Consider the following 26,078-nt stretch of genomic DNA (forward strand, 5'->3'; position numbering starts at 1 on the left):
AATGCCAAAACGTACAGACATAAAAAGCATCCTGATCCTCGGCGCTGGCCCGATCGTTATCGGCCAGGCGTGTGAGTTCGACTACTCGGGTGCCCAGGCGTGTAAAGCGCTGCGCGAAGAGGGTTACCGCGTCATTCTGGTCAACTCCAACCCGGCGACCATCATGACCGACCCGGAAATGGCCGATGCGACCTACATCGAGCCGATCCACTGGGAAGTGGTGCGCAAGATCATCGAAAAAGAGCGCCCGGATGCGGTGCTGCCGACCATGGGCGGCCAGACGGCGCTGAACTGCGCGCTGGAACTGGAGCGTCAGGGCGTGCTGGCCGAGTTCGGCGTTACCATGATCGGCGCCACCGCCGATGCGATTGACAAGGCCGAAGACCGTCGCCGTTTCGACGTGGCGATGAAGAAAATCGGTCTGGATACCGCGCGTTCCGGCATCGCGCACACCATGGAAGAAGCGCTGGCGGTGGCCGCTGACGTCGGCTTCCCGTGCATCATCCGCCCTTCCTTTACCATGGGCGGCACCGGCGGCGGCATCGCCTACAACCGCGAAGAGTTCGAAGAGATCTGCGAACGCGGCCTGGACCTGTCGCCGACCAACGAGTTGCTGATCGATGAATCGCTGATCGGTTGGAAAGAGTACGAGATGGAAGTGGTGCGTGATAAGAACGACAACTGCATCATCGTCTGCTCCATCGAAAACTTCGACGCCATGGGCATCCACACCGGCGACTCGATCACCGTCGCGCCGGCCCAGACCCTGACCGACAAGGAATACCAAATCATGCGCAACGCCTCGATGGCGGTGCTGCGTGAGATCGGCGTCGAAACCGGCGGCTCCAACGTGCAGTTCTCGGTCAACCCGAAAACCGGCCGCCTGATCGTCATCGAAATGAACCCGCGCGTATCGCGCTCTTCGGCGCTGGCGTCGAAAGCCACCGGCTTCCCGATCGCCAAGATCGCCGCCAAGCTGGCGGTGGGCTACACCCTCGATGAGCTGATGAACGACATCACCGGCGGCCGCACCCCGGCGTCGTTCGAGCCGTCAATCGACTACGTCGTCACCAAGATCCCGCGCTTCAACTTCGAGAAGTTCGCCGGCGCCAACGATCGCCTGACTACCCAGATGAAGTCGGTCGGTGAAGTGATGGCCATCGGCCGCACCCAGCAGGAGTCGCTGCAGAAAGCGCTGCGCGGCCTGGAAGTGGGCGCCACCGGTTTCGACCCGAAAGTGAACCTGGACGATCCGGAAGCGCTGACCAAAATCCGCCGCGAGCTGAAAGACGCCGGTTCCGACCGCATCTGGTACATCGCCGACGCCTTCCGCGCCGGTCTGTCGGTCGACGGCGTGTTCAACCTGACCAACGTCGACCGCTGGTTCCTGGTGCAGATTGAAGAGCTGGTGCGCCTGGAAGAGCAGGTGGCCGAGGCGGGCATCAACGGCCTGAACCAAGAGTTCCTGCGCACTCTGAAGCGCAAAGGCTTCGCCGATGCGCGCCTGGCCAAGCTGGCCGGCGTCGCCGAGAGTGAAATTCGCAAGCTGCGCCACAGTTACGGCCTGCATCCGGTGTACAAGCGCGTGGATACCTGCGCGGCGGAATTCGCCACCGACACCGCCTACATGTACTCCACCTATGAAGAAGAGTGCGAGTCCAACCCGACCAACGACCGGCCGAAAGTGATGGTGCTGGGCGGCGGGCCGAACCGTATCGGCCAGGGCATCGAGTTTGACTACTGCTGCGTGCACGCTTCGCTGGCGCTGCGTGAAGACGGCTACGAGACCATCATGGTCAACTGTAACCCGGAAACCGTCTCCACCGACTACGACACCTCAGACCGCCTGTACTTTGAGCCGGTAACGCTGGAAGACGTGCTGGAAATCGTGCGCATCGAGAAGCCGAAGGGCGTGATCGTGCAGTATGGCGGCCAGACTCCGCTGAAGCTGGCGCGCGAGCTGGAAGCCGCAGGCGTGCCGGTTATCGGCACCAGTCCGGACGCCATCGACCGCGCCGAAGACCGCGAGCGCTTCCAGCAGGCGGTCAACCGTCTGGGCCTGAAGCAACCGGCCAACGCCACCGTGACCGCCATCGAACAGGCGGTGGAGAAGGCGGCGGCCATCGGCTATCCGCTGGTGGTGCGTCCTTCCTACGTGCTGGGCGGCCGGGCGATGGAAATCGTTTACGACGAAACCGACCTGCGCCGCTACTTCCAGACCGCGGTCAGCGTGTCCAACGATGCGCCGGTGCTGCTGGATCGCTTCCTGGACGACGCGGTGGAAGTGGACGTCGATGCCATCTGCGACGGCGAACGCGTGCTGATTGGCGGCATCATGGAGCACATCGAGCAGGCGGGCGTGCACTCCGGCGACTCCGCGTGTTCGCTGCCGGCGTACACCCTGAGCCAGGAAATTCAGGACGTGATGCGTCGTCAGGTGGAAAAACTGGCGTTCGAGCTGCAGGTGCGCGGCCTGATGAACGTGCAGTTCGCGGTGAAAGACAACGAAGTCTACCTGATTGAAGTCAACCCGCGCGCCGCGCGCACCGTGCCGTTCGTCTCCAAAGCCACCGGCGTGCCGCTGGCCAAAGTGGCCGCGCGCGTGATGGCGGGCAAAACGCTGGTCGAGCAGGGCGTGACCGAAGAGATCATCCCGCCGTACTATTCGGTGAAAGAAGTGGTGCTGCCGTTCAACAAATTCCCGGGCGTCGACCCGATTCTGGGGCCGGAAATGCGCTCTACCGGGGAAGTGATGGGCGTGGGCCGCACCTTCGCGGAAGCCTTCTCCAAAGCGATGCTGGGCAGCAACTCGGGCATGAAGAAGCAGGGCCGCGCGCTGCTGTCGGTGCGTGAAGGCGATAAAGCCCGCGTGGTCGATTTGGCCGCCAGCCTGCTGAAGCAGGGCTTTGAGCTGGACGCCACCCACGGCACCGCGGTGGTACTGGGCGAAGCGGGCATCAACCCACGCCTGGTCAACAAGGTGCACGAAGGGCGTCCGCACATTCAGGACCGTATCAAGAACGGCGAGTACACCTACATCGTCAACACCACGGCAGGCCGTCAGGCGATTGAGGACTCCAAGCTGATTCGCCGCAGCGCCCTGCAGTACAAGGTGCACTACGACACCACGCTGAACGGCGGCTTCGCCACCGCGATGGCGCTGAAAGCGGATCCGACCGAGCAGGTGACGTCGGTGCAGGAAATGCACGCGCGCATCGGCAAGTAACCGCGCGATAACGCAACGTAAGGGGCGCTGCAGATGCAGCGCCCTTTTTTATTCAGCGAATTTGTCGGCTGGCGTTAAAAATTTCCGCTATCAATCAGTGGGCAAACTGTCACTCTGTGTGATTGGTATATGCTTGGTGTATTGGCAAGGAACGAAGGAACGACGATAACAATGATTCTGATAATTTATGCTCACCCGTATCCCCGGCATTCACATGCCAATCACCGCCTGCTGCAGGCGGTGAAGGATCTCCCCGAGGTGGAGGTGCGCTCGCTGTATGAGCTGTACCCCGATTTCAATATTGACATCAACGCCGAGCAGCGGGCGGTGGAGCGCGCCGACCTGGTGGTGCTGCAACATCCGATGCAGTGGTACAGCTTCCCGCCGTTGTTGAAGCTGTGGATCGACAAAGTGCTGGAGCACGGCTGGGCCTACGGCCACGACGGCAATGCGCTGGTGGGTAAAGACTGTCTGTGGGCGGTGACCAGCGGCGGCGACGAGCACCACTTCGAGCTGGGCGACTTCCCCAACTTCGCCGCGCTGGCGCAGCCGCTGCAGGCCACGGCGATCTATTGCGGCATGACCTGGCTGCCTTATTTCGCCGTGCACAATACCTTTACCTGCAACGAGCCGGCGCTGCTCGCCGCCGGCGAAGCCTACCGCCAGCGGCTGGTCGACTACCTGATGGAACATGCCGAAGCGGAAACCCGGGAGGCCAGCCATGGATAATCACCACATGATGATCGAAGGGCTGATCTACCTCGGCTCCGCGGCGCTGTTTGTGCCGATCGCGGTGCGCCTGGGACTGGGTTCGGTGCTCGGTTACCTGATCGCCGGCTGCATCATTGGCCCCTGGGGGCTGAAGCTGGTGTCGGACGCCGAATCGATCCTGACCTTCGCCGAGATCGGCGTGGTGCTGATGCTGTTTATCATCGGCCTGGAGCTGGATCCCAAACGGCTGTGGACGCTGCGTGCCTCGGTGTTCGGCGGCGGCAGCATTCAGATGGTGGGCTGCGGCCTGGCGCTGAGCGCCTTCTGTTACTTCCTTGGCCTTAACTGGAAGGTGGCGTTGCTGATTGGCCTGACGCTGGCGCTCTCATCCACCGCCATTGCCATGCAGGCGATGAGCGAACGCAATCTGACGCCGTCGCCGATCGGCCGCAGCGCGTTTGCGGTGCTGCTGTTCCAGGATATCGCGGCGATCCCGCTGGTGGCGATGATCCCGCTGCTGGCCAGCAGCGGCGCCACCACCACGCTGGGCGCTTTCATGCTGTCGGCGGCCAAGGTGGTGGGCGCGTTGACGATGGTGGTGTTGCTCGGCCGCTACGTCACCCGTCCGCTGCTGCACTTCGTCGCCCGTTCGGGCATGCGCGAAGTGTTCAGCGCCGTGGCGCTGTTCCTGGTGTTCGGCTTCGGCATCCTGCTGGAGATGGCCGGGCTGTCGATGGCGATGGGGGCGTTCCTCGCCGGGGTGTTGTTGGCGAGCTCGGAATACCGCCACGCGCTGGAGAGCGATATTCAGCCGTTCAAGGGACTGCTGCTGGGGCTGTTCTTCATCGGCGTCGGCATGTCGATCGACTTCGGCACGCTGTTCCATCATCCGTTGCTGATCGCCTCGCTGCTGCTGGGCTTTATGCTGATCAAGGCGGCGTTGCTGTGGCTGATTGGGCCGCTGCTCGGCGTGCCGAAGCGCCAGCGCGGCCTGTTCGCCATTCTGCTGGGGCAGGGCAGTGAGTTCGCCTTCGTGATTTTCAGCGCCGCACAGCTGGCCGGCGTCTTGCCGGTTGAATGGGCCAAGTCGCTGACGCTGGCGGTGGCGCTGTCGATGGCGGCCACCCCGCTGCTGTTGGTGATCGCCGCGCAGCTGGAGAAAAATGCGCCGAAAGAGGATCGCCCGGCTGACGTCATTGATGACGAGAACGCCAGCGTGATCATCGCCGGCTTCGGCCGTTTCGGCCAGATCGCCGGTCGTTTACTGTTGGCCAACGGCGTGCACACCGTGGTACTTGATCACGATCCGGACCATATCGAAACGCTGCGCAAATTCGATACCAAGGTGTTCTACGGCGACGCCACGCGCGCCGATCTGCTGGAGGCCGCCGGCGCCGCTCACGCCAAGGTGCTGATCAACGCCATCGACGATGTGGAGGACAGCCTGGCGTTAACCGAGCTGGCCAGGCAGCACTTCCCGCATCTGAAAGTGGTGGCGCGGGCGCGCGACGTCGATCACTGGTATCAGCTGCGGCAACTGGGGGTGGAAAAACCGGAGCGCGAAACCTTCGAAAGCTCGCTGCGCGTCGGCCGTGAAACGCTGGAGTTGCTGGGGCTGGACGCCTATGAGGCGCGCGAGAAAGCGGACACGTTCCGTCGCTATAACCTGAAGATGCTGGAAGATACGCTGGATAATTACCAGGATACTGAATTCCGTATCGCCAGCCTGCAGCGGGCCAAGGAGATGCTCAGCGCGGCCATCGAGCAGGATCAGAATCGGCTGGCGCGGGTGCAGCAGACCGGCTGGCGCGGCAGTATCGACGGCAAGGCGCCGGAGGATGAAGTGGTGGAAGCCAAAGGATAAGGGGAGGGGCGCCGTGATGGCGCCCTTTTTTTGCTTAGCTCAGCGCGACCTTGATGCCTAAGGCGATCAACATGCCGCCCAGCAATTTGTCGACGATCTTCTGCGTCTTTTCCAGCCCGCGGCGCACCGGCCCGCTCTGGATCAAAAATACCAGCAGCGGCCACCAGATGACCGACAGGCCGAGAATAATCCCCGCGTACCACAGCTTGTCACCCAGACCGGAATCGATCTGCAGCACCTGGGTGAAGACCGCCAGGAAGAACAGGGTGGCTTTCGGATTCAGCAGGTTGCACAGGTAGCCTTGCGCAAAGGCGCTCTTCAGGCTGACCTGCTGCTGCGGCAGATTGCTGACGTTCATTTTGCCGCCGCCGCGCGACAGCAGCGCCTGGATGCCGATCCACACCAGATAGACCGCCCCGGCGTATTTCAGCAGGTTGAACAGCCACGGCGTGGTGGTGATCACCACCGCCAGCCCGGCGACGCAGTAGGACATGTGGGTGGCGACGCCGCAGATCACGCCGAAGGCGGTCATCATGGCGGCCAGCCGCGGGTAGCGGGCGGCGTTTTTGATCACCAGGAAAAAATCCGGGCCGGGGGAGAGCATGCCGAGGGCGGCAATGCCGGCGACGAACAACGAAGTTTCAAGCATGGGAGACGTCTCGCGCAAAAGGCAGCAATCTGGCGATAATAACGCCGCTTCCTCTGATGCGCATCAACCCAATGAGGTATTGTTAGGCTCTATGATAATAATTCATCTACCGCCCGCGACGGAGCACCATGCAGCAGACTACCGCCACAGACAGGCCGGAACCGCACCGGCAACAGCGTGAAATCACCCGACTGTGCATTCAATGCGCGTTGCTGCTGTTGCAGCACGGCGCCGAGAGCACGGTGGTGGAACAGTTATCAACTCGCCTGGGACTGGCGCTGGGCATGGACAGCGTGGAAAGCTCGATCTCCGCCAATGCGGTGGTATTGACCACTCTTAGCCATGGTGCCTGTCTGACCACCACCCGTAAGAACGTCGATCGCGGCATCAATATGCAGGTGGTGACCGAAGTGCAGCATATCGTGATCCTCGCCGAGCATCGCCTGGCGGATGCGCACGACGTGGCGCGCCGCTTTGAAAGGATCCGGCCGCTGCGCTACCCGCGCTGGCTGGTGGTATTGATGGTGGGGCTGTCCTGTGGGTGCTTCAGCATGCTCAACGGCGGTGGCGGCGACGCCTTCCTGGTGACCTTTATCGCCAGCGGCACGGCGATGTTGGTGCGCCAAATCCTCACCGCCCGCCAGATGAATCCGTTGATCAATTTTTGCCTGACGGCGTTTGTCGCGACGTCGATCTCCGGACTGCTGCTGCGCCTGCCGGCGTTTAAAGACACCTCGAGCGTGGCGATGGCCGCCAGCGTGCTGCTGCTGGTGCCGGGCTTCCCGCTGATCAACGCGGTGGCCGACATGTTCAAGGGGCATGTGAATACCGGGCTGGCGCGCTGGGCGATGGCCAGCCTGCTGACGCTGGCGACCTGTATCGGGGTAGTGATGGCGATGTCGCTGTGGGATCTGCGGGGGTGGTCATGAATCTGTTGTGGGCCTTGTTGCAGGAGATGCTGTTGGCGGCGGTGCCGGCGCTGGGCTTCGCCATGGTGTTTAACGTGCCGCTGCGTGCGCTGCGCTATTGCGCATTGCTCGGGGCTATCGGGCGCGGTTCGCGCATGCTGATGATGCATGCCGGCATGAACATCGAGTGGGCCTCGCTGCTGGCGGCGATCCTGATCGGCATCATCGGCATCTACTGGTCGCGCTGGCTGCTGGCGCATCCGAAGGTGTTCACCGTGGCGGCGGTGATCCCGATGTTCCCCGGCATTTCCGCCTATACCGCGATGATAACTGTGGTGGAGATCTCGCATCTGGGCTACAGCGAGGCCCTGATGGAGACCATGATCACCAACTTCCTTAAGGCCAGTTTCATCGTCGGTGCCTTGTCGATCGGCCTGTCGTTACCGGGCCTGTGGCTGTACCGCAAACGCCCCGGCGTGTGAAATTTCCCGGCGGAAGAACGTTGGTTATTAGATATGCTGATAAGAGCTATCTTATATATTCATCTTGCTTGATTAGCCTATCGACGGCACTCAGGCCTTTACGTATAGTGTCACCAATTTTGCTGCCTACACAGGGTTAAACAATGATTATCAGCCTGATCGCTGCCTTGGCGGCGGATCGCGTTATTGGCATGGAAAACGCCATGCCGTGGCACCTGCCGGCGGACCTTGCGTGGTTTAAACGCAACACGTTGAATAAGCCAGTTATTATGGGCCGCAAGACCTTCGAGTCCATCGGCCGCCCGCTGCCGGGCCGCCACAATATCGTTTTGAGCAGCCGCCCGGGCAACGAAGCCGGGGTGACCTGGGTAACCTCGCTGGATGAGGCGCTGGCCGCCGCGGGCGAGGTGGAAGAAGTGATGGTGATCGGCGGTGGGCGCATCTATACCCAGTTGCTGCCGCGCGCCGACCGTCTGTACCTGACGCACATCGACGCCGAAGTCGGCGGCGATACCCACTTCCCGGATTACGAGCCGGACGAGTGGGAAACCACGTTCAGCGAATTCCACGATGCCGACAATCTGAACTCGCACAGCTACTGTTTCGAAATCCTGCAGCGCCGCTGATCTCAGCCTGTTAGCCAGTTATCCCCGGGGGCGCAAGCAATTGCGCCCCCGGCCTTTTTACGCCGGTCATTCGTAACCTTTCCGTCACATTACCTGATTAGTATGAAGCCCAACTCCGAGCGCCACGGCAACTCTGGTGAATCTTGACCGCGGCGCCATAACTAAAAAGGTAACCACGTTATGACCAAGCAAATTGAGCAATTAGACGCCGACCGCCTGATCGATCCCTCTCGCCGCAAGCTGTTGCTCGGCAGCGCCGGCGCCGTCGGCCTGGCCGGCTTTCTCGGCGGTGGCATCTGGTCGGTCTCCGCCGAGGCGTTGGCCGAGGATCTGCCACCGAACAGGCTGCTGGGCTTTCAGGGTATCGCCGCATCTACCGCCGACGAGGTGACCATCGCGCCGGGCTACCGCGCGGAGGTGCTGATCTCCTGGGGCGAGCCGCTGGTGGACGGCGCGCCGGCCTTCGATCCGCAGGGCAACAACAGCGCCGCCGATCAGGAAAAACAGTTTGGCGACAACAATGACGGCATGAGCTTCTTCCCTATCGATGACAATCACGGCGTGATGGCCATCAATAACGAATACGTCAACGAACAGTATCTGTTCGCCCACGGCGGCGCCAAAGCCACCAGCCTGGAAGAGGTGCGCAAGTCACAGGCGGCGCACGGCGTCTCCATTGTGGCGGTCAAGCGGGTCGGCGACGGCCAGCGCTGGGAGGTGGAACGTCCATCGCGCTATAACCGCCGCATCACCGCCAACAGCGAAATGCAGTTCAGCGGCCCGGCCGCCGGGCACCCGCTGCTGCAGACCGCCGCCGATCCGAGTGGCCGCAAGGTGTTGGGCACCTTTGGCAATTGCGCCAACGGCAAGACGCCGTGGGGGACCTATCTGACCTGCGAGGAAAACTTCGATACCTATTTCGGCACCCGTCAGGCCGATTATCGCACCACGCCGGAACAGAAGCGCTACACGCTGAAGGCCAGCGAACCGGAGCGCAACTGGCCGGACTATGATGAGCGCTTCGATGTGGCGAAGAACCCTAACGAATTCAAGCGCCACGGCTGGATCGTCGAGATCGATCCGCTGAATCCGGCCTCGACGCCCATCAAGCACACCGCGCTCGGCCGCTTCAAACATGAAAACGCGGCGGTGACCGTGGCCAAAGACGGCCGCCTGGTGGTGTACATGGGCGACGACGAGCGCGGCGAACATATCTATAAATACGTCTCCAAAGGCGTGGTCGACGCCGCCAATCCGGCCAACAATCGCACGCTGCTGGACGAGGGGACGCTGTACGTGGCGCAGTTCGACGGCGATGAAGCCGGCACGCCGCTGAAGGGCAAAGGGCGCTGGATTGCGCTCGAGTTCGGCAAGAACGGCCTGACGCCGGAGAACGGCTTCCGCGACGAGGCTGAAGTGCTGATCTTCGCCCGCAAGGCGGCGCAGCAGGTCGGCGCCACCAAAATGGATCGCCCGGAGTGGATCGCGGTGAACCCGCATGACGGCCGCGCGTACTGTACGCTGACCAACAACAGCAAGCGCGGTGAGGAAGGGATGCCGCTGAACGCCGCCAACCCGCGGCCTAACAATATCTATGGCCAGATCATTCGCTGGGATGAAGGCGGCGACGCCACCGCCGACGTCTTCGCCTGGGACATCTATGCGCTGTGCGGCAACCCGATCGCCCACCCCGAAGGCGTCAACCGCGGCACGCCGAACATCACGGCGGAAAATACCTTCAACAGCCCGGACGGGCTGGGCTTCGATCGCGCCGGCCGCCTGTGGATCCTCACCGACGGCAAGTACAGCAACAAGGGCGATTATGTCGGGCAGGGCAACAACCAGATGCTGGTGGGCGATCCGATCAGCGGTGAGATCCGCCGTTTCATGGTGGGGCCGAAGTCCTGCGAACTGACCGGCATCACTTTCACCCCGGACTACAAGACGATGTTCGTCAACGTGCAGCATCCGGGAGAAGAGGGCGATTCGCACTTCCCGAACAACAGTCCGCGCCCGCGTTCATCGGTATTGATGATCACGCGTGAAGATGGCGGGGTGATTGGGGCGTAAGGCGATAATATAGAAAACAAAGGCGGCCACGGGGCCGCCTTTGTATTTTCAGGATGCGGCCAGTCTGCCGGCGTGGTCAGACGCCTCACCCCGATTGGCGGGCTGCGTGAAGTAACGACGGTCTTCCCAGCGCAGCATCGTCAAGTCGCCGCCCCAGCAGCAGCCGGTATCCAGCCCGATCACGCCTTCCGGCGTGCCCTTGCCTTCGAGCGAGGCCCAGTGGCCGAAGACGATGGTGTATTCCGGATCCACCAGGCGCGGCAGTTCGAACCACGGCTTCAGCGGCGCCGGCGCGCTGCCCGGCGCATCTTTGCAGATCATGTCGAGCTGGCCGTTGGGGAAGCAGTAGCGCATGCGCGTGAACGCATTGGTGCTGAAACGCAGGCGAGCCAGGCCGCTCAACTCCGGCGCCCAGTTGTTCGGCATGTCGCCGTACATGGCATCGAGGAACAGCGGATAGCTGTCGCTGCTCAATACCGCTTCCACTTCGCGCGCGCACATTTTCGCGGTGTCGATATCCCACTGCGGGGTGATGCCGGCGTGCGCCATCACCAGCTTTTGCTCATCATCCACCTGCAGCACCGGTTGGCGGCGCAGCCAGTTGATCAGCTCGTCGGCGTCAGGCGCCTCCAGCAGCGGGGTGATGCGATCTTTGGGTTTGTTGCGGCTGATGCCGGCGTAGACCGCCAGCAGGTGCAGATCGTGGTTGCCCAGCACCATGCGCACCGCCGGACCGAGCGAGCGCACGTAGCGCAGCACGTCCAGCGAGGCGGGGCCGCGCGCCACCAGATCGCCGGTCAGCCACAGTTGATCGCGCTCGGGATCGAACGCAACCTGAGCCAGCAGCGACTTCAGTTCATCGAAACAGCCGTGAACGTCGCCGATAAGGTATGTCGACATAATTAATGGATCAGCGTTGGAATGGCTAAGCGGAACACGGGAATAGCGGTGCGGAACGGTTGACCCTGATGGTCAACCATTTCGTAATGGCCTTCCATGGTGCCCAGCGGCGTTTCCAGAATGGCGCCGCTGGTGTACTGAAACTCTCCACCGGGCGGAATGACGGGCTGTTCGCCGATCACGCCTTCGCCCTGGACTTCGGTTTGGCGGCCGTTGCTGTTGGTGATCAGCCAGTAACGGCCCAGCAGTTGCACGTTGGTCCGCCCCAGATTGCGGATGGTGATGGTATAGGCGAAGACGTAACGCTCTTCTTCAGGGATCGACTGTGATTCCACATAGATGCTCTGAACCTGAATACACACGCGGGGCGAATCAATCATGACAACAACTCCTTATTGCTGCGGCGCCGGATTGGCTGACAGCCAGTTCGCCAGCTTGCAGTACTGCGCCACAGAAATATTCTCTGCTCTGAGCGAAGGATCGACGCCCAGCTCCGTCAGCTGCTCCGGCGTGAACAGGTCGCCCAGGCTGTTGCGGATGGTTTTCCGCCGCTGGTTGAACGCCTGCGTGGTGATGCGGCTCAGCATGCGCACGTCGCCCACCGGGTTCGGCAGCTCGGTGTGCGGGACCAGGCGCACCACGGCGGAATCGACCTTCGGCGGCGGCGCGAACGCGGTCGGCGGCACTTCCAGCACCGGAATGACGTTGCAGTAGTACTGCGCCATCACGGTCAAACGCCCGTAGGCCTTGCTGTTCGGGCCGGCCACCAGACGGTTGACCACCTCTTTTTGCAACATAAAGTGCATGTCGCGGATTGCCTGAGTATAGCTGAAAAGGTGGAACATCAGCGGCGTCGAAATATTGTACGGCAGGTTACCAAATACGCGCAGCGGTTGGCCAGCTTCCTCGGCCAGTTCGGCGAAATTCACCGTCATGGCGTCCTGCTGGCGGATGGTCAGCTTGTCTTTCAGCCGCGGGTGGTTCTCCAACCGGGTGGCCAGATCGCGGTCCAGTTCGATCACCGTCATGCGGTCCATGCGTGCGCCAACCGGCTCGGTCAAGGCGCCGAGGCCGGGGCCGATCTCGACCACCGCTTCGCCCGGCTGCGGGTGAATGGCGGAGACAATGCTATCGATGACAAACTGATCGGTTAAAAAGTTTTGTCCAAAGCGTTTGCGGGCAAAGTGCCCTTGGTGGACTCTGTTATTCATTACAATTAATTATCATTTTAATGGCGAGATTCAGGGCCGTTTGGAAACTGCCGACATCGGCGGTGCCGGTGCCGGCCAGTTCCAGAGCGGTACCGTGGTCGACCGAGGTGCGTATGAAAGGCAAACCGAGGGTGATATTCACCGCGCGGCCGAACCCTTGGTATTTTAGCACCGGCAGCCCCTGATCGTGATACATCGCCAGCACCGCATCGGCATCTTGCAGATATTTGGGCTGGAACAGGGTGTCCGCCGGCAGCGGGCCGATCAGATGGATACCGTCAGCGCGCAGCGCGTCGAGCGCCGGGATGATGGTGTCTATCTCTTCGCGCCCCATATGGCCGCCTTCCCCGGCGTGGGGATTCAGACCGCAGACGTAAATGTGCGGCTGAGCGATGCCAAATTTGGTTTTCAGATCGTGGTCGAGAATGCGAATGACTTCGAACAGGCTCTGCTGCGTGATGGCGCCCGGCACCGCCAGCAGCGGCAGGTGGGTGGTCGCCAGCGCCACGCGCAGCTCTTCGGTCGCGAGCATCATCACCACGCGATCGCAGCGGCTGCGATCGGCAAAGAATTCGGTATGGCCGATAAACGGCACGCCGGCGTCGTTGATCACGCCTTTGTTCACCGGACCGGTGATCAGAGCGGCAAATTCGCCGTTCAGGCAGCCGTCGCAGGCGCGCGCCAGGGTTTCCACCACGTAGGCGCTGTTGCCGACGTTCAGTTCACCGGCGGTGACCGGCTGAGCGAGCGACACCGGCAGCACGGTCAGCGTGCCGGCGCGTTGCGCCTCGGCCGGTTGCTGCGGTTGGTAGTCGCGCAGCGTCAGCGGCAGGCCCAAACGCTTGGCGCGTTCAAGCAACAGGGCCGGATCGGCGCACACCACCAGCTCAACAGGCCAATCCTGTTGCGCCAGGGCGGCTACCAAATCCGGCCCCACCCCGGCGGGTTCGCCGGGGGTAATGACGACGCGTTTATTGCTGTGCATCGCTGCCATCGAGGATCTTCACGTAAGCCTGGGCGCGCTGTTCCTGCATCCAGGTCTGCGCCTCTTCGGCGAACTTACGGTTGAACAGCATGCGGTAAGCGCGATCTTTCTGCGCGGCGTCGGTTTTATCCACCTGACGGGTATCCAGCAGCTGAATCAGGTGCCAACCGAAGGAAGAGTGGACCGGCGCGCTGATTTCACCTTTGCTCAGCTTCAGCAACGCATCGCGGAAGGCCGGGTCGTAGATGTCCGGGGAGGCCCAGCCCAGATCGCCGCCCTGCATGGCGGAACCCGGATCCTGCGACAGCTGTTTGGCTTCGTCGGCGAATTTGGCGCGGCCGCTCTTGATCGCTTCCGCAACGGATTGCAGCTTGGCGCGCGCCTGATCGTCAGTCAGCACCACCGAAGGCTTCAGCAGGATGTGACGGGCGTGCACTTCGGTGACCGACACCGACTGGCTGGCGCCGCGGATATCGTTCACTTTCAGGATGTGGAAGCCGACGCCGGAACGGATTGGGCCGACGACGTCGCCTTTCTTGGCGCTCACCAGACGTTCAGCGAACAGGGTCGGGATCTCTTGCAGCTTGCCCCAGCCCATGTTGCCGCCTTTCAGCGCCTGAGAATCGGCGGAGTAGGTGATCGCCAGCTTGCCGAAGTCGGCGCCGCTGTTGATCTCACCCACCAGGCGTTTGGCCAGCTCTTCGGCTTTGTCGACCTGCTGCTGCGACGGGTTTTCCGGCAGCGGGATCAGGATGTGGCTGATGTTCATTTCGGTGTCGCTGCCGTTCTGCGCGCCCACCTGTTTGGCCAGCGCGTCCACTTCCTGCGGCAGGATGGTGACGCGGCGGCGCACTTCGTTGTTACGCACTTCGGAAATCAGCATCTCTTTGCGGATCTGCGAACGGTAGGTGTTGTAGTTCAACCCTTCGTACGACAGGCGGCTGCGCAGCTGATCGACGTTCATGCGGTTCTGCGCGGCGATGTTGGCGATCGCTTTGTCCAGCTCGGCGTCGGACACGGTAATGCCCATTTTCTTGGCCATCTGCAGCTGGATGTTATCCATGATCAGCCGTTCGATGATCTGATGGCGCAGCGTCTTGTCGTCCGGCAACTGTTGGCCGGCCTGCTGGGCGTTGAGCTTGACTGACTGCAACAGACCGTTGACGTCGCTTTCGAGTACCACGCCGTTATCCACGACGGCGGCGACTTTATCCACTTCTTGGGGTGCTGCGAACGCGGCATTGGCGCAAACCACCAATCCGAGAATAAGCGTTCTCCAGTTCTTCATACATTTCCCATTATGTAATCCGCAAATGCGGGTGAAAGTTCTCGTTTTCAAAGTGTTGCAAAGCGTCAGAATGCGCGCTGATACGGCAGAATGCCGGAGCGCAGCATTTCTGCGGAGCCGAGACTATGATCGCTGCTCAGGCCGCGCAGTTCGACGTTGAACGAAACTCTGTTGTCGTAAACGCTGGTATTGTTGCTGTTGTTCCAGTCGGTGATCTTGCGCTCATAGCCCAGGGTCACCGCCCAGCAGCAGGTGTTGTACTTCAGCCCCACCAGTTGATCGGCGGATTGTTTGGCGCGGGTGTCGTAGTAGTACGCCCCGACGACCGCCCAACGATCGGCGATCGGCCAACTGCCGGTGATGCCCACCTGCGAGATGCCGTCCTGGAAGGCCGGAACCGTTTTGGTGTTCAACGCCGTCTGGATGTATTCCGGCGTGGCGTAACGGTAGTTCAGCTGCACCACGCGCTCGGCGTCCTGGCGGTATTCCACCACGCCGTTGCCCAGCGAGACGCTGTTCAGGCGGGTGTCATACTGCAGGCCACCGCGCAGGCCCCAACGATCGTCGATTTTCCAATAGGTATCGCCGGCCCAGGCCACGCTGCCGGTGTCGTCGTTGTTGTCGTAACCGGTCATCTGGTCACCGGTACGCGAACGGCTGAAGTAGTAGATTTGACCCACGGAAGCGTTAAATCGTTCCACCAGCGCGTCATCATAAATGCGGGTGGTCAAACCGGTAGAGACGCGGTTCTGCGAAGCGATGCGATCCAGGCCGCTGTAGGCGCGGTCGCGGAACAGGCCGGAGTAGTCGGTCTGCAGCAGCGTGGTGTCGTAGGTGTAGATGTTGCTCTGATCGCGGTACGGCACGTACAGGTACTGCACGCGCGGCTCCAGCGTCTGGGTGGCGCCTTCGGCCCAGATCATCGGCCGCTCGAACACCAGCTTGCCGTCGACCTTGAATTGAGGCAATACGCGGTTGACCGAGTCATCAAGATCCGGTGCTGCGGCGCCTTTGCGGTTCTGGTAGTTAGCGGCGAAACCGTCAGGAATATCCTGCTGGTAGTGGGTCGCCATCACTTTGGCTTCGGTGTTCAGGCTGGCCCAGCCGTTGGTGAGCGGCAGACTCAGCGTTGGCTCCATATGCAGACGGGTGGCATCCGGGCTGTACGGGTTGACGCTGGTGAACTTGGCAGCCTGGCCGTAAATATGGAAATCGAACGGGCCGAGGTCGTTCTTGTAATAGTTCAGATCCAGCTGCGGCTGGACTTTATACGAGTCCGACTGTGAGCGATCGGTATCGTCGTAAATCTGGAACTGTTTGGAGCTCAGCGTGGCGTTCCAGTTCTCGTTGGCGTAGCCGAGGCTGAATTTCTGCGTGGCGTAGCCGTCGGTAGTGGAACCGTACTTGGAGTCCAGATCGGTGAAGTACTTGGAATCGCTGACCTTGGTGTAATCGACGTTGAAGCGCCACACCTGATCCATGACGCCGTTGTGGTTCCAGTAGAACAGCCAGCGTTTGCTGTCGTCATGATCTTTGCCGTATTCCTTATCGTCCGGCAGCCAGTCGAACTCCATCAGGCCGAGGCCCGGCTGTACCAGATAGCGGAACTCGGTCTGCCACTGCAGGCCGCGCTTGGACATATAGTGTGGCGTGATGGTGGCATCGTAGTTCGGCGCGATGTTCCAGTAGTACGGCAACATGAACTCGAAGCCGTTGTTGCTGCCGTACTTGGCGTTCGGGATCAGGAAACCGGAACGGCGCTTGTCGCCGACCGGCAATTGCAGGTATGGGCTGTAGAACACCGGCACGCCGCCGATGCGGAAGCGGGCATTCCACACTTCCGCCACCTGCTCTTCGCGATCGTGGATCACTTCGGAACCGACTACGCTCCAGCTGTCGTCGCCCGGCAGACAGGAGGTAAAGGTGCCGTTTTCCAGAATGGTGTAACGGTTGGCGCCGCGCATTTTCATCTTGTCGGCGTCGCCGCGCCCCTGACGGCCGACCATCTGGTAGTCGCCTTCATAGACGTCGGTATCTTTGGTATTCAGGTTCGACCAGGCCTTAGGGCCTTTCAGTTTGATCTGATTGTCGCTGTAGTGCACGTCGCCGGTGGCGGTGACGGTGCGCACCGGTTCCGTCTGGCCAGGGTTTTGCGTCTGGTTCAGCTCAACTTCTTTGGCGGTCAGGGTGCTGTTGCCCTGCTCGATATGCACGTTGCCGCTGAACAGGGCGCTTTTCGGGTAGTCGGCGCGCGAGTCATCGGCATTGATGGTCACCGGCTGGCTGTTCGGATCGCCGCTGACCAAAGGCTTGTCGTAAACGGGAACGCCAAGCATGCATTGCTCGGCCAGATCAGCCAGCGCATGCTGACTGTAGAGTGCCGTCCAAATCATCGTGGCCAGCAGTGTTGGGAAACTTTTTTTCATACGCGGTTTTGGTGTTCCGTCATCAGAGGCGTCGTGTCCGGCAAACGGTCAGAGACTATATTACTCATCTGCGTTGCGCTAGTGCTAAATCCAGCCGTTTACTTGCGTCGTCGTTAGGCGCAAAGATAAATGACAGGTATGATAATCCAAATTCTAGGAAAAATCGCCTGCGCCCTTTCCTGAAGCGAAGGAGAGCGGGCGGCTTTCGGCATGATAATTGAGGAGTATATGCAGTATTGGGGAAAACTGCTCGGCGTCATCGTCGCCATCTGGTCTGGCGCGGGATTCTGGGGTGTAGTTCTGGGGCTGATTATCGGTCATATGATCGATACGGCGCGCAGCAACAAGCGCAGCCGGGGGTTTTTCACCGACCAGCAAACGCGGCAAACGCTGTTTTTCCGCACCACTTTTCAGGTGATGGGCCACCTGACCAAATCCAAGGGACGCGTTACCGAGGCGGATATCCAGATCGCCAGCCTGTTTATGGATCGCCTGCAGCTGCACGGCGAAGCGCGCACCGCGGCGCAGCAGGCGTTCCGCGAGGGCAAACAGAGCCAGTTCCCGCTGCGTGAGACGCTGCAGCAGTTTCGCAGCATCTGTTTCGGCCGCTTCGATCTGATTCGGATGTTTCTGGAAATTCAGATTCAGGCGGCGTTTGCCGACGGCTCGCTGCACCCGAACGAACGTCAGGTGCTGTATGTCATCGCCGAAGAGCTGGGCATTTCGCGCGCGCAGTTCGATCAGTTCCTCAGCATGATGGAGGGCGGGCGTCAGTTCGGCGGCGGTCAGCAGGGCGGGTATTCGCAGGGCGGCTATCAGCAGGCTCAGCGCGGCCCGACGCTCGACGATGCCTGCAAGGTGCTCGGCGTGCGCAGCAGCGACGATGCCGCCACCATCAAACGCGCCTACCGCAAGCTGATGAGCGAACACCATCCGGATAAGCTGGTGGCGAAAGGCTTGCCGCCACAGATGATGGAAATGGCCAAGCAGAAAGCGCAGGAGATCCAGGCGGCGTACGACCTGATCAAACGCGAGAAAGGTTTTAAATAACGATACCCGTCATACTTCGATCTGCAGGTGTGTTGGCTGCCCGCGCTTACCCCGGTCACGTACTTTTTGTACGCTCCCGGGGCTGCGCTTAGTTGCCGCCTTCCTGCAACTCGAATTATTTAGGGTATCCCTGGGTGATGAGCTCAGAAATCCGGTTCGGCGCGAAAGTGCATCGGCGTCTGGAAAGCGGGGTGGGTGATGCGCAACTCTTGTGCATGCAGCTGTAGCCGTGGCGCCATCGCCTTAGCCTCCGGTGGGGCGTAGAAACCGTCGCCGAGGATCGGGTGCCCCAGCGCCAGCATGTGCACCCGCAGCTGATGCGAGCGGCCGGTGATCGGCGTCAGCTTCACGCGCGTGCTGCCATCGGCGTCTCGCGACAGCACCAGATACTCGGTTTGCGCCGCTTTGCCGGTGTCAAAACACACCTTTTGCAGCGGCCGGTTCGGCCAATCGCAGATCAGCGGCAAATCCACCAGTCCTTCGTCATGTTCCATATGCCCCCAAACGCGGGCGATATAGGATTTCTTCGGCTCGCGTTCGCGGAATTGACGCTTCAGCTCACGCTCGGCGGCCTTGTTGAGCGCCACCACGATCACCCCGCTGGTGGCCATGTCCAGCCGGTGCACCGATTCGGCGGCCGGATGATCGGCCTGAATGCGGGTCATCAGGCTGTCTTTGTTTTCCGGCGCGCGGCCGGGCACCGACAGCAAGCCGCTGGGCTTGTTGACCACCATGATGTGTTCATCCTGATACAGGATGTGCAGCGGGTCCTGCGGGGGATTGTAGGGTTCCATCTTGGCTCCGCGAAAAGGGCCGACCGGGGAGACGGTGGCCTCCCCATGTCGCGCCGGTTACTGGTGGGTGACCACCACCAGACGAATGGCGTCCAGGCGCCAGCCGGCTTCATTGAGGTTGGCCAGCACCTGACGGCGGTTGAACTCCAGCGCTTCGACTTCGTCGTCGCGGATGTTCGGGTTGACCGCCTTCAGCGCTTCCAGACGCGCCAGCTCGGCGCTCAGCTTGTCGTCAGCCTCTTGCTTCGCTTGTTCGATAAGCGTGCGCGCCTGCGCTTCCACCAGGCTTTCCGCCTGCTGCAGCATGGCGTGCACGTCTTGCTGCACGGCATTGACCAGCTTGCTGGAGGTGTGGCGGTTGACCGCGTTCAACTGGCGGTTGAAGCTTTCGAACTCGACCTGCGCCGCCAGGTTGGTGCCCTTGCGATCCATCAGCATGCGGATCGGCGTCGGCGGCAGGAAGCGGGTCAGCTGCAGGTGCTTCGGCGCCTGGGCTTCCACCACGTACACCAGCTCAACCAGCAGGGTGCCCACCGGCAACGCTTTGTTTTTCAACAGGGACACTGCGCAGCTGCCGGTGTCGCCGGACAGGATCAGATCCAGACCGTTGCGGATGATCGGGTGTTCCCAACTGACGAACTGCGCGTCTTCGCGCGACAGCGCCCGATCGCGATCGAAGGTGACGGTGCAGCCGTCCTGCGGCAGGCCCGGGAAGTCCGGCACCAGCATATGGTCGGACGGCGTGAGCACGATCAGGTTGTCGCTGCGGTCTTCCTGATTGATGCCGACGATGTCGAACAGGTTGAGCGCGAAGCCCACCAGGTTGACGTCGTTATCCTGCTCGGCGATGGCGGCGGCCAGCGCCTGGGCTTTGTCGCCGCCGTTGGAGTGCATCTCCAGCAGGCGATCGCGGCCCTGTTCCAGCTGCGCTTTCAACTGGTCATGCTGCTGGCGGCAGGCGTGGATGAATTCGTCCAGGCCTTCCTGCTCGGTCGGCGCGGCCAGATAGCCGATCAACTGCTCGTAGCAGCTGTCGTAGATGGTGCGGCCGGTCGGGCAGGTGTGTTCGAAGGCGTCGAGCCCTTCGTGGAACCAGCGGCCCAGCACCGCCTGCGCGGTGTGCTCCAGGTAAGGCACCATGATTTGGATATCGTGCATCTGGCCGATACGGTCCAGACGGCCGATACGCTGCTCCAGCAGATCCGGGTTGAACGGCAGATCGAACATCACCAGCTGGCTGGCGAACTGGAAGTTGCGGCCTTCGGAACCGATCTCGGAACACAGCAGCACCTGCGCGCCTTCTTCTTCGGAGGCGAAGTAGGCGGCGGCGCGGTCGCGCTCGATGATCGACAGCCCTTCGTGGAACACCGCGGCGCGGATCGCTTCACGCTCGCGCAGCACCTGCTCCAGCTGCAGCGCGGTGTCGGCTTTGGCGCAGATCACCAGCACTTTTTCGTTGCGGTTGGCCAGCAGGTAATCCAGCAGCCACTCGACGCGCGGGTCGAAGTTCCACCAGGTGGCGTTTTCGCCTTCGAATTCCTGGTAGATTTGCTCCGGGTACAGCATGTCGCGCGCGCGGGCTTCGACGGACTTTTTGGCGCCCATGATGCCGGACACTTTGATCGCGGTCTGATATTGGGTCGGCAGCGGCAGCTTGATCTGGTGCAGGTTGCGGTGCGGGAAGCCCTTCACGCCGTTACGGGTGTTGCGGAACAGCACGCGGCTGGTGCCGTGGCGATCCATCAGCATCGAAACCAGCTCCTGACGCGCCTGCTCGGCGTTGTCGCCTTCGCTGTTGGCGGCTTTGAGCAGCGGCTCGATGTCCTGCTCGTCGATCAGCTCGCCCAGCAGGTTAAGCTTGTCGTCGGCCAGGCGTTCACCGCTCAGCAGCAGGGTGACGGCGTCGGCCACCGGACGGTATTTCTGCTGCTCGGCGACGAACTCGCCGTAGTCGTGGAAACGGTTCGGGTCGAGCAGGCGCAGGCGCGCAAAGTGGCTCTGTTGACCGAGCTGTTCCGGGGTGGCGGTCAGCAGCAGCACGCCGGGGATATGCTCGGCCAGCTGTTCGATCACCTGATATTCGCGGCTTGGCGCCTCTTCGCTCCAGGCCAGGTGGTGCGCTTCATCGACCACCAGCAGATCCCACTGGGCGTCCGCCAGCTCTTCCAGGCGCTGCTTGTTGCGGCGCACGAAGTCCAGCGAGCAGATCACCAACTGTTCGGTCTCAAACGGGTTGCTGCTGTCGAGCTTGGCTTCGGCGTAGCGGCTGTCGTCGAACAGCGAGAAGTAGAGGTTGAAGCGGCGCATCATCTCCACCAGCCACTGGTGCTGCAGCGTTTCCGGCACCACAATCAGCACGCGCTCGGCGCGGCCCGCCAGCAGTTGCTGGTGGATGATCATGCCGGCTTCGATGGTTTTGCCGAGGCCGACTTCGTCCGCCAGCAGAACGCGCGGCGCATGGCGCTGGCCGACTTCATGAGCGATGTGCAGCTGGTGCGGGATCAGGCTGGCGCGCATGCCGCGCAGGCCGGCGAACGGCAGGCGATACTGCTCGCTCTGGTATTTGCGGGCGCGAAAACGCAGCGCGAAACGGTCCATGCGGTCGATTTGGCCGGCGAACAGGCGATCCTGTGGTTTGCTGAAGGTCAGCTTACTGTCCAGCAGCACCTCGCGCATCGCCACGCCGCTTTCCTGAGTGTCCAGGCGGGTGCCGATATAGGTCAACAGACCGTTTTCCTCTTTCACCTCTTCCACCTGCAGCTGCCAGCCCTCGTGGCTGCTGACGGTATCGCCCGGGTTGAACATCACGCGGGTGATCGGCGAATCGTTTCTGGCATAGAGGCGGTTTTCACCGGTGGCGGGGAAAAGCAGGGTAATCATGCGCGCATCCAGCGCCACGACGGTGCCCAATCCTAATTCGCTTTCCGTGTCGCTGATCCAGCGTTGACCAAGAGTAAAAGGCATATATTGTCGGCTCGATTCTTTGTAAGTAAGTCTTGTTACCGGGCGGGAAGGGCCGCGGCACCTGTACTGAACGTCTGCTAATCCCGGTTTGTTTTAAATTTGGCGGGCAATAGCCGTTCACGCCATGCAGACGTCGCGAGACGGCAGGGCTAAGCGTGGTTCAGTTTTGGGAAGGGCGCTATGGTAATGGAAGGCGGCGCGTTCGTCACCTGCAAAACCCGATGATTTTTCTTAACCTGGCGCAATCTCAAAACAGCCCCATTTGCCCGGTGACCAGCGTGGTGAAATCGTCGTGCAAGAAAGGGAGTATAGCGTCTGCCACCGGTTGCAGCTGGCGTTCGAGGTAATGCTGATAGTCGATGGGCGAATGGCGGGTTTCCAGCGGTTCCGGCCCGGCCACGGTCATCACGTAGCTGATCCAGCCGCCGTTCTGATACTGCAGCGGCCGCCCCTGTTGGCGGTTGTAGTCGTCGGCGATGCGCGCGGCGCGGGCATGCGGCGGCACGTTGCGCTGATAGTCATCGAGCTTTCTGCGCAGCCGTTTGCGGTACACCAGTTGATCGTCGAAGTCGCCGTTCAGGGTTTTGCCGACGTAATCGCGCACATAGTCCTGGTAGGGCTGTTGTTTGAAGATACGCTGATAGAGCTGCTGCTGGAACTGCTGCGCCAGCGGCGTCCAGTCGGTGCGCACCGTTTCCAGCCCTTTGTACACCATCTCTTCCTCGCCGTCGGCGCGCGCGATCAGGCCGGCGTAGCGTTTTTTGCTGCCCTGTTCGGCGCCGCGAATGGTCGGCATCAGGAAGCGGGAATAGTGGGTTTCGAACTCCAGTTCCAGCGCGTTCTCCAGCCCGAACTGCTGCTGCAGATGCTGTTGCCACCAGGCGTTGACCCGCTGCACCAGCGCCCGGCCGATCTGCGCCGCCTGCTGCTCGTCATGCGGCTGTTTCAACCACACGAAGGTGGAGTCGGTGTCACCGTAAATCACCTGATAGCCTTCGGCTTCGATCAGCTCGCGGGTTTGGCGCATGATCTCGTGGCCGCGCAGGGTGATCGACGACGCCAGCCGCGGATCGAAGAAGCGGCAGCCGCTCGATCCCAGCACGCCGTACAGCGCGTTCATAATGATCTTCAACGCCTGCGACAGGGGCTTGTTGTGCTGGCGCTTGGCGGCCTCGCGCCCCTGCCAGATCTGCTCGACGATCGCCGGCAGGCAGTGTTTACTGCGCGAGAAGCGGGCGTTGCGAAAGCCGGGCACCGAGTCGGCGTCGCTTGGGTGGCGCATGCCTTCCACCAACCCGACCGGATCGATCAGGAAGGTGCGGATGATCGACGGGTACAGGCTTTTATAGTCCAGTACCAACACCGAATCGTACAGGCCGGGCTGGGAGTCCATCACGAAGCCGCCGGGGCTGTGCTCTTCCGGCTGTTCGCCGAGGTTGGGGGCAACAAAGCCCAGGCGATGCATGCGCGGCATATAGAGGTGGCTGAAGGCCGCCACCGATCCGCCGCTGCGGTCGGCCGCCAACCCGGTGACGGTAGCGCGCTCCAGCAGGAAGTTGAGCAGGTCGGCCTTGGCGAAGATGCGCGTCACCAGCTCGCAGTCCTTCAGGTTGTAGCGGGCCAGCGCCGGCTTGTCTTCGGCGAAGCGCCGGTCGATCTCCGCCATGCGTTGATAAGGATTGTCGATCGCCTTGCCTTCGCCCAGCAGTTCCTGCGAAACGTATTCCAGGCTGAAGGAGGGAAAGTTCCAGGTGGCGGATTTCAGCGCCTCGATGCCATCGATGATCAGGCGGCCGGCGGCGGCGGCGAAAAAGTGATTCTGCTTGAAGCCGTGCTCGCGCCACTCCAGCAGGTTGCCGCCGCGCCCCAGCCGCAGCGGGATTTGGTAGCGCTCAGCGTGCTTCTGCAGCACCCGCAGATCGAACTGCACCAGGTTCCAGCCGATGATGGCATCGGGATCGTGCCGCTCCAGCCACGCATTCAGCCGCTCCAGCAGTTGAGGGCGGCTGGCGCAGTATTCCAGATCGAAATCCAGCGGCTCATCGCCGCCGTTGGCCGGTCCCAGCATGTAGACCTGCCGCTGGCCGCAGCCTTCCAGCGCGATGGAGTAAAGCTCGCCGTGGGCGGTGGTTTCGATATCCAGCGACACCAGTTTTAGCGTTGGGCGGTACTCTGGCGCCGGCTTCATTTGGCCGCTGAGCAACGGCCCATTGCCGTCGCCCTGGCCGTTGAACCACACCGGCGCGGTGATGAAGCGTTCCATCAGGTAGCGCTCCGGCGGGCGAATGTCGGCCTCGTAGACCGCAACGCCGCCTTCCCGCAGCAGTTTTTCCAGCTTGATGAGCTGACGGTGCTGGCGGCAGTACAGCCCCAGCATCGGCCGGTGATGAAAATCCGTCAGCGCCAGCGGTTTCAGTTCGACTTGCCGTTCTTCCCGTAGCAGCAGTTCCGCGCGCTGCCTTTGTTCGGCGGGGATAAACGCCACCGAGGTTTGCGGCGGCAGGCGCAGCTGACGCGGGCCGGCGTCGGTCGCCAGCCAGAATTCGACCTCGGTGCCGGCGGGCGTGTCGCGCCAGTGGCGAGTGAGCAGGAAACCCTGTTGCAGTGCTGTCATAACCCCTTCGTCTTCCGCCGGGCGGCGTGCGCGACATTCAGCGAGATGTCGGTTTTGGCGCTAATATAGATAAATTATAGTATGGGTTTTTATACAGTAATTGTCCATCGCCGCGCGGCGTTGCCAAATACGCATACAATTGATCGATTGACTCGTTTGCGGCGGCACTGGAAAATCCTCCGCCCGTTTGGCCCGAATAATCCACAGAGGTGTAATGGAAGCCTATTTACAAGATTTGATCACCCAGTCACTGGCTTTCACCCTGATGGTCGTTCTGCTGGTCGCTTTTCTGGAGTCGCTGGCGCTGGTGGGGCTGCTGCTGCCCGGTACGGTGATGATGGCCAGCATCGGCGCGTTGATCGGCAGCGGCAAGGTGGACTTTTACTACGCCTGGGCGGCGGGCATCGTCGGTTGCCTGCTCGGCGACTGGATCTCTTATTTCGTCGGCCGCGCGTTCAAGGGGCCATTACACCGTTGGTCTTTCCTGAAGAAAAACAAGGCGCTGCTAGACAAAACCGAGCACGCCTTGCACCAGCACAGCATGGCGACCATTCTGATCGGCCGTTTCGTCGGCCCGACGCGTCCGTTGGTGCCGATGGTGGCTGGCATGCTCGATTTGCCGCCGTACAAGTTCGCGCTGCCGAACATCATCGGTTGCCTGACCTGGCCGCCGGTTTATTTCTTCCCCGGCATTCTGGCGGGCGTGGCGATCGATATTCCCGCCGGCGCCGACAGCGCGATGTTCAAGTGGCTGCTGCTCGCGGCGGCGTTGCTGGTCTGGCTGGCGGTATGGTTGAGCTGGCGTTGGTGGCGTGAGGGCAAGCGCAACGCCGATCGACTGAGCCGTTGGCTGACGCCGCTGCGGCTGCGCGTGGTTTGCGGATTGAGTTGGCTGGCGGCGCTGGCGGCCGGTTATGCGCTGAGCCAGCAGCCTCTGATGCCGGTGTATCGCCACCTGCTGTGGCAGGTGTTGTCCGGGCAATGACAAAAGGGGGCGAAAGCCCCCGTTCGCCTTACTGGAAGAACGCTTCCAGCTGTTCAAATACCCGCACGTCTTCGCTGTGGCGCTTCACCTGCAGCACATCCTCCAGCTTTTCCACCTGGCTTATCATCTGCTCCAGCCGCTGATCGTCGGCGACCAGTAGCCAAATGCGGCTTTGCTGGCCGTCTTTCAATGGCAGGCACAAAATGCCTTCGACGTTGAACGCGCGGCGGGCGAACAGCCCGCAAACGTGCGACATCACGCCGGGATGGTTGCGCACCGCCAGCTCCAGGATCACCTGGGGTTTATCTTGTGGTTGCAGCATGGC

At 61.6% G+C, this 26,078-nt stretch carries 20 protein-coding genes; 9 read left to right on the forward strand and 11 right to left on the reverse strand.

Features of this window, described 5'->3' with window-relative positions; translation table 11 throughout:
• The first annotated feature begins 1 nt into the window (after nt 1).
• The 3 genes from carB to kefC all read left to right on the forward strand — a co-directional run bounded on the left by carB (nt 2) and on the right by kefC (nt 5,801).
• Nucleotides 2-3,226: a carbamoyl-phosphate synthase large subunit gene (gene carB, locus ACOWVD_RS10680; protein WP_421079898.1), complete on the forward strand. Its 3,225-nt coding sequence runs from the start codon at nt 2-4 to the stop codon at nt 3,224-3,226.
• Nucleotides 3,227-3,397: 171 nt separating this feature from the next.
• Entirely contained in the window at nt 3,398-3,955 is a 558-nt protein-coding gene (gene kefF / locus ACOWVD_RS10685) for a glutathione-regulated potassium-efflux system oxidoreductase KefF (protein ID WP_004932911.1), read from the forward strand.
• Nucleotides 3,948-5,801, forward strand: a complete 1,854-nt coding sequence (gene kefC, locus ACOWVD_RS10690) for a glutathione-regulated potassium-efflux system protein KefC (RefSeq protein WP_021505358.1) — start codon at nt 3,948-3,950, stop codon at nt 5,799-5,801. The genes kefF and kefC overlap by 8 nt, the downstream gene beginning before the upstream one ends.
• A gap of 34 nt (nt 5,802-5,835) precedes the next feature.
• Here the strand turns inward: kefC and ACOWVD_RS10695 are convergent, their stop codons facing one another.
• Nucleotides 5,836-6,450 carry a LysE family translocator gene (locus ACOWVD_RS10695; protein ID WP_015376619.1) on the reverse strand — a complete coding sequence of 205 codons (615 nt, stop codon included), beginning with the start codon at nt 6,448-6,450 and terminating at the stop codon, nt 5,836-5,838.
• Nucleotides 6,451-6,578: 128 nt separating this feature from the next.
• Between ACOWVD_RS10695 and ACOWVD_RS10700 the strand changes: the two genes are divergently transcribed.
• The 4 genes from ACOWVD_RS10700 (at nt 6,579) to ACOWVD_RS10715 (ending at nt 10,536) form a co-directional block, all read left to right on the forward strand.
• Complete coding sequence (locus ACOWVD_RS10700) at nt 6,579-7,379, forward strand: threonine/serine ThrE exporter family protein (protein ID WP_015376620.1); 801 nt, start codon at nt 6,579-6,581, stop codon at nt 7,377-7,379.
• Complete coding sequence (locus tag ACOWVD_RS10705) at nt 7,376-7,840, forward strand: threonine/serine exporter (RefSeq protein ID WP_015376621.1); 465 nt, start codon at nt 7,376-7,378, stop codon at nt 7,838-7,840. Before ACOWVD_RS10700 ends, ACOWVD_RS10705 begins: the two co-directional genes overlap by 4 nt.
• Before the next feature lie 143 nt (nt 7,841-7,983).
• The gene (gene folA, locus ACOWVD_RS10710; RefSeq protein ID WP_033631766.1) at nt 7,984-8,466 is read left to right on the forward strand and encodes a type 3 dihydrofolate reductase; all 483 of its coding nucleotides are present in this window, start codon (nt 7,984-7,986) and stop codon (nt 8,464-8,466) included.
• 180 nt (nt 8,467-8,646) lie between these two features.
• Nucleotides 8,647-10,536: a PhoX family protein gene (locus ACOWVD_RS10715; protein WP_421105628.1), complete on the forward strand. Its 1,890-nt coding sequence runs from the start codon at nt 8,647-8,649 to the stop codon at nt 10,534-10,536.
• Between the two features lie 48 nt (nt 10,537-10,584).
• Here ACOWVD_RS10715 and apaH read toward each other — a convergent pair whose 3' ends face one another.
• The 6 genes from apaH to lptD form a co-directional block, all read right to left on the reverse strand.
• Nucleotides 10,585-11,436 (reverse strand): bis(5'-nucleosyl)-tetraphosphatase (symmetrical) ApaH, encoded by an 852-nt coding sequence (gene apaH / locus ACOWVD_RS10720; protein ID WP_164095542.1) that lies wholly within the window; start codon nt 11,434-11,436, stop codon nt 10,585-10,587.
• A gap of 2 nt (nt 11,437-11,438) precedes the next feature.
• Nucleotides 11,439-11,816, reverse strand: a complete 378-nt coding sequence (gene apaG / locus ACOWVD_RS10725) for a Co2+/Mg2+ efflux protein ApaG (RefSeq protein WP_015376624.1) — start codon at nt 11,814-11,816, stop codon at nt 11,439-11,441.
• Between the two features lie 12 nt (nt 11,817-11,828).
• Entirely contained in the window at nt 11,829-12,647 is an 819-nt protein-coding gene (gene rsmA / locus ACOWVD_RS10730; protein ID WP_004932881.1) for a 16S rRNA (adenine(1518)-N(6)/adenine(1519)-N(6))-dimethyltransferase RsmA, read from the reverse strand.
• Complete coding sequence (gene pdxA, locus ACOWVD_RS10735; protein ID WP_375547460.1) at nt 12,640-13,641, reverse strand: 4-hydroxythreonine-4-phosphate dehydrogenase PdxA; 1,002 nt, start codon at nt 13,639-13,641, stop codon at nt 12,640-12,642. The genes rsmA and pdxA overlap by 8 nt, the downstream gene beginning before the upstream one ends.
• The gene (gene surA / locus ACOWVD_RS10740) at nt 13,619-14,920 is read right to left on the reverse strand and encodes a peptidylprolyl isomerase SurA (RefSeq protein ID WP_004932876.1); all 1,302 of its coding nucleotides are present in this window, start codon (nt 14,918-14,920) and stop codon (nt 13,619-13,621) included. Before surA ends, pdxA begins: the two co-directional genes overlap by 23 nt.
• 65 nt (nt 14,921-14,985) lie before the next feature.
• Nucleotides 14,986-17,346, reverse strand: coding sequence for an LPS assembly protein LptD (gene lptD, locus ACOWVD_RS10745; RefSeq protein ID WP_049242007.1), 2,361 nt, complete (start codon nt 17,344-17,346; stop codon nt 14,986-14,988).
• Between the two features lie 228 nt (nt 17,347-17,574).
• Between lptD and djlA the strand changes: the two genes are divergently transcribed.
• The gene (gene djlA, locus ACOWVD_RS10750; RefSeq protein ID WP_015376627.1) at nt 17,575-18,396 is read left to right on the forward strand and encodes a co-chaperone DjlA; all 822 of its coding nucleotides are present in this window, start codon (nt 17,575-17,577) and stop codon (nt 18,394-18,396) included.
• A gap of 143 nt (nt 18,397-18,539) precedes the next feature.
• Here djlA and rluA read toward each other — a convergent pair whose 3' ends face one another.
• The 3 genes from rluA to ACOWVD_RS10765 form a co-directional block, all read right to left on the reverse strand.
• A complete protein-coding gene (gene rluA, locus ACOWVD_RS10755) occupies nt 18,540-19,190 on the reverse strand; it encodes a bifunctional tRNA pseudouridine(32) synthase/23S rRNA pseudouridine(746) synthase RluA (protein WP_004932866.1) in 651 nt (216 codons plus the stop codon).
• 57 nt (nt 19,191-19,247) lie between these two features.
• The gene (rapA, locus tag ACOWVD_RS10760; protein ID WP_015376629.1) at nt 19,248-22,154 is read right to left on the reverse strand and encodes an RNA polymerase-associated protein RapA; all 2,907 of its coding nucleotides are present in this window, start codon (nt 22,152-22,154) and stop codon (nt 19,248-19,250) included.
• A 247-nt stretch (nt 22,155-22,401) separates the two neighbouring features.
• Nucleotides 22,402-24,768 (reverse strand): DNA polymerase II, encoded by a 2,367-nt coding sequence (locus tag ACOWVD_RS10765; RefSeq protein ID WP_049242010.1) that lies wholly within the window; start codon nt 24,766-24,768, stop codon nt 22,402-22,404.
• A gap of 214 nt (nt 24,769-24,982) precedes the next feature.
• On the opposite strand from ACOWVD_RS10765, the gene ACOWVD_RS10770 reads away from it, so the two are divergent.
• Entirely contained in the window at nt 24,983-25,753 is a 771-nt protein-coding gene (locus ACOWVD_RS10770) for a DedA family protein (RefSeq protein WP_004932860.1), read from the forward strand.
• Between the two features lie 28 nt (nt 25,754-25,781).
• On the opposite strand, the gene ilvN is transcribed toward ACOWVD_RS10770, so the two are convergent.
• Nucleotides 25,782-26,075: an acetolactate synthase small subunit gene (gene ilvN, locus ACOWVD_RS10775; protein ID WP_016929110.1), complete on the reverse strand. Its 294-nt coding sequence runs from the start codon at nt 26,073-26,075 to the stop codon at nt 25,782-25,784.
• Nucleotides 26,076-26,078 lie beyond the last annotated feature (3 nt).

It is taken from the genome of Serratia sp. SA088, assembly GCF_049065515.1.
Classification (GTDB): domain Bacteria; phylum Pseudomonadota; class Gammaproteobacteria; order Enterobacterales; family Enterobacteriaceae; genus Serratia; species Serratia nematodiphila.

Bases quoted from the DNA above. Each gene is read 5' to 3' on its own strand.
- ACOWVD_RS10695 (WP_015376619.1), bottom strand. From the start codon at position 6,450: ATGCTTGAAACTTCGTTGTTCGTCGCCGGCATTGCCGCCCTCGGCATG.
- ACOWVD_RS10705 (WP_015376621.1), top strand. From the start codon at position 7,376: ATGAATCTGTTGTGGGCCTTGTTGCAGGAGATGCTGTTGGCGGCGGTG.
- rapA (WP_015376629.1), bottom strand. From the start codon at position 22,154: ATGCCTTTTACTCTTGGTCAACGCTGGATCAGCGACACGGAAAGCGAA.
- ilvN (WP_016929110.1), bottom strand. From the start codon at position 26,075: ATGCTGCAACCACAAGATAAACCCCAGGTGATCCTGGAGCTGGCGGTG.
- rluA (WP_004932866.1), bottom strand. From the start codon at position 19,190: ATGGAACCCTACAATCCCCCGCAGGACCCGCTGCACATCCTGTATCAG.
- rsmA (WP_004932881.1), bottom strand. From the start codon at position 12,647: ATGAATAACAGAGTCCACCAAGGGCACTTTGCCCGCAAACGCTTTGGA.
- folA (WP_033631766.1), top strand. From the start codon at position 7,984: ATGATTATCAGCCTGATCGCTGCCTTGGCGGCGGATCGCGTTATTGGC.
- apaG (WP_015376624.1), bottom strand. From the start codon at position 11,816: ATGATTGATTCGCCCCGCGTGTGTATTCAGGTTCAGAGCATCTATGTG.
- pdxA (WP_375547460.1), bottom strand. From the start codon at position 13,641: ATGGCAGCGATGCACAGCAATAAACGCGTCGTCATTACCCCCGGCGAA.
- ACOWVD_RS10770 (WP_004932860.1), top strand. From the start codon at position 24,983: ATGGAAGCCTATTTACAAGATTTGATCACCCAGTCACTGGCTTTCACC.
- kefF (WP_004932911.1), top strand. From the start codon at position 3,398: ATGATTCTGATAATTTATGCTCACCCGTATCCCCGGCATTCACATGCC.
- djlA (WP_015376627.1), top strand. From the start codon at position 17,575: ATGCAGTATTGGGGAAAACTGCTCGGCGTCATCGTCGCCATCTGGTCT.
- kefC (WP_021505358.1), top strand. From the start codon at position 3,948: ATGGATAATCACCACATGATGATCGAAGGGCTGATCTACCTCGGCTCC.
- lptD (WP_049242007.1), bottom strand. From the start codon at position 17,346: ATGAAAAAAAGTTTCCCAACACTGCTGGCCACGATGATTTGGACGGCA.
- ACOWVD_RS10700 (WP_015376620.1), top strand. From the start codon at position 6,579: ATGCAGCAGACTACCGCCACAGACAGGCCGGAACCGCACCGGCAACAG.
- apaH (WP_164095542.1), bottom strand. From the start codon at position 11,436: ATGTCGACATACCTTATCGGCGACGTTCACGGCTGTTTCGATGAACTG.
- ACOWVD_RS10765 (WP_049242010.1), bottom strand. From the start codon at position 24,768: ATGACAGCACTGCAACAGGGTTTCCTGCTCACTCGCCACTGGCGCGAC.
- surA (WP_004932876.1), bottom strand. From the start codon at position 14,920: ATGAAGAACTGGAGAACGCTTATTCTCGGATTGGTGGTTTGCGCCAAT.
- ACOWVD_RS10715 (WP_421105628.1), top strand. From the start codon at position 8,647: ATGACCAAGCAAATTGAGCAATTAGACGCCGACCGCCTGATCGATCCC.
- carB (WP_421079898.1), top strand. From the start codon at position 2: ATGCCAAAACGTACAGACATAAAAAGCATCCTGATCCTCGGCGCTGGC.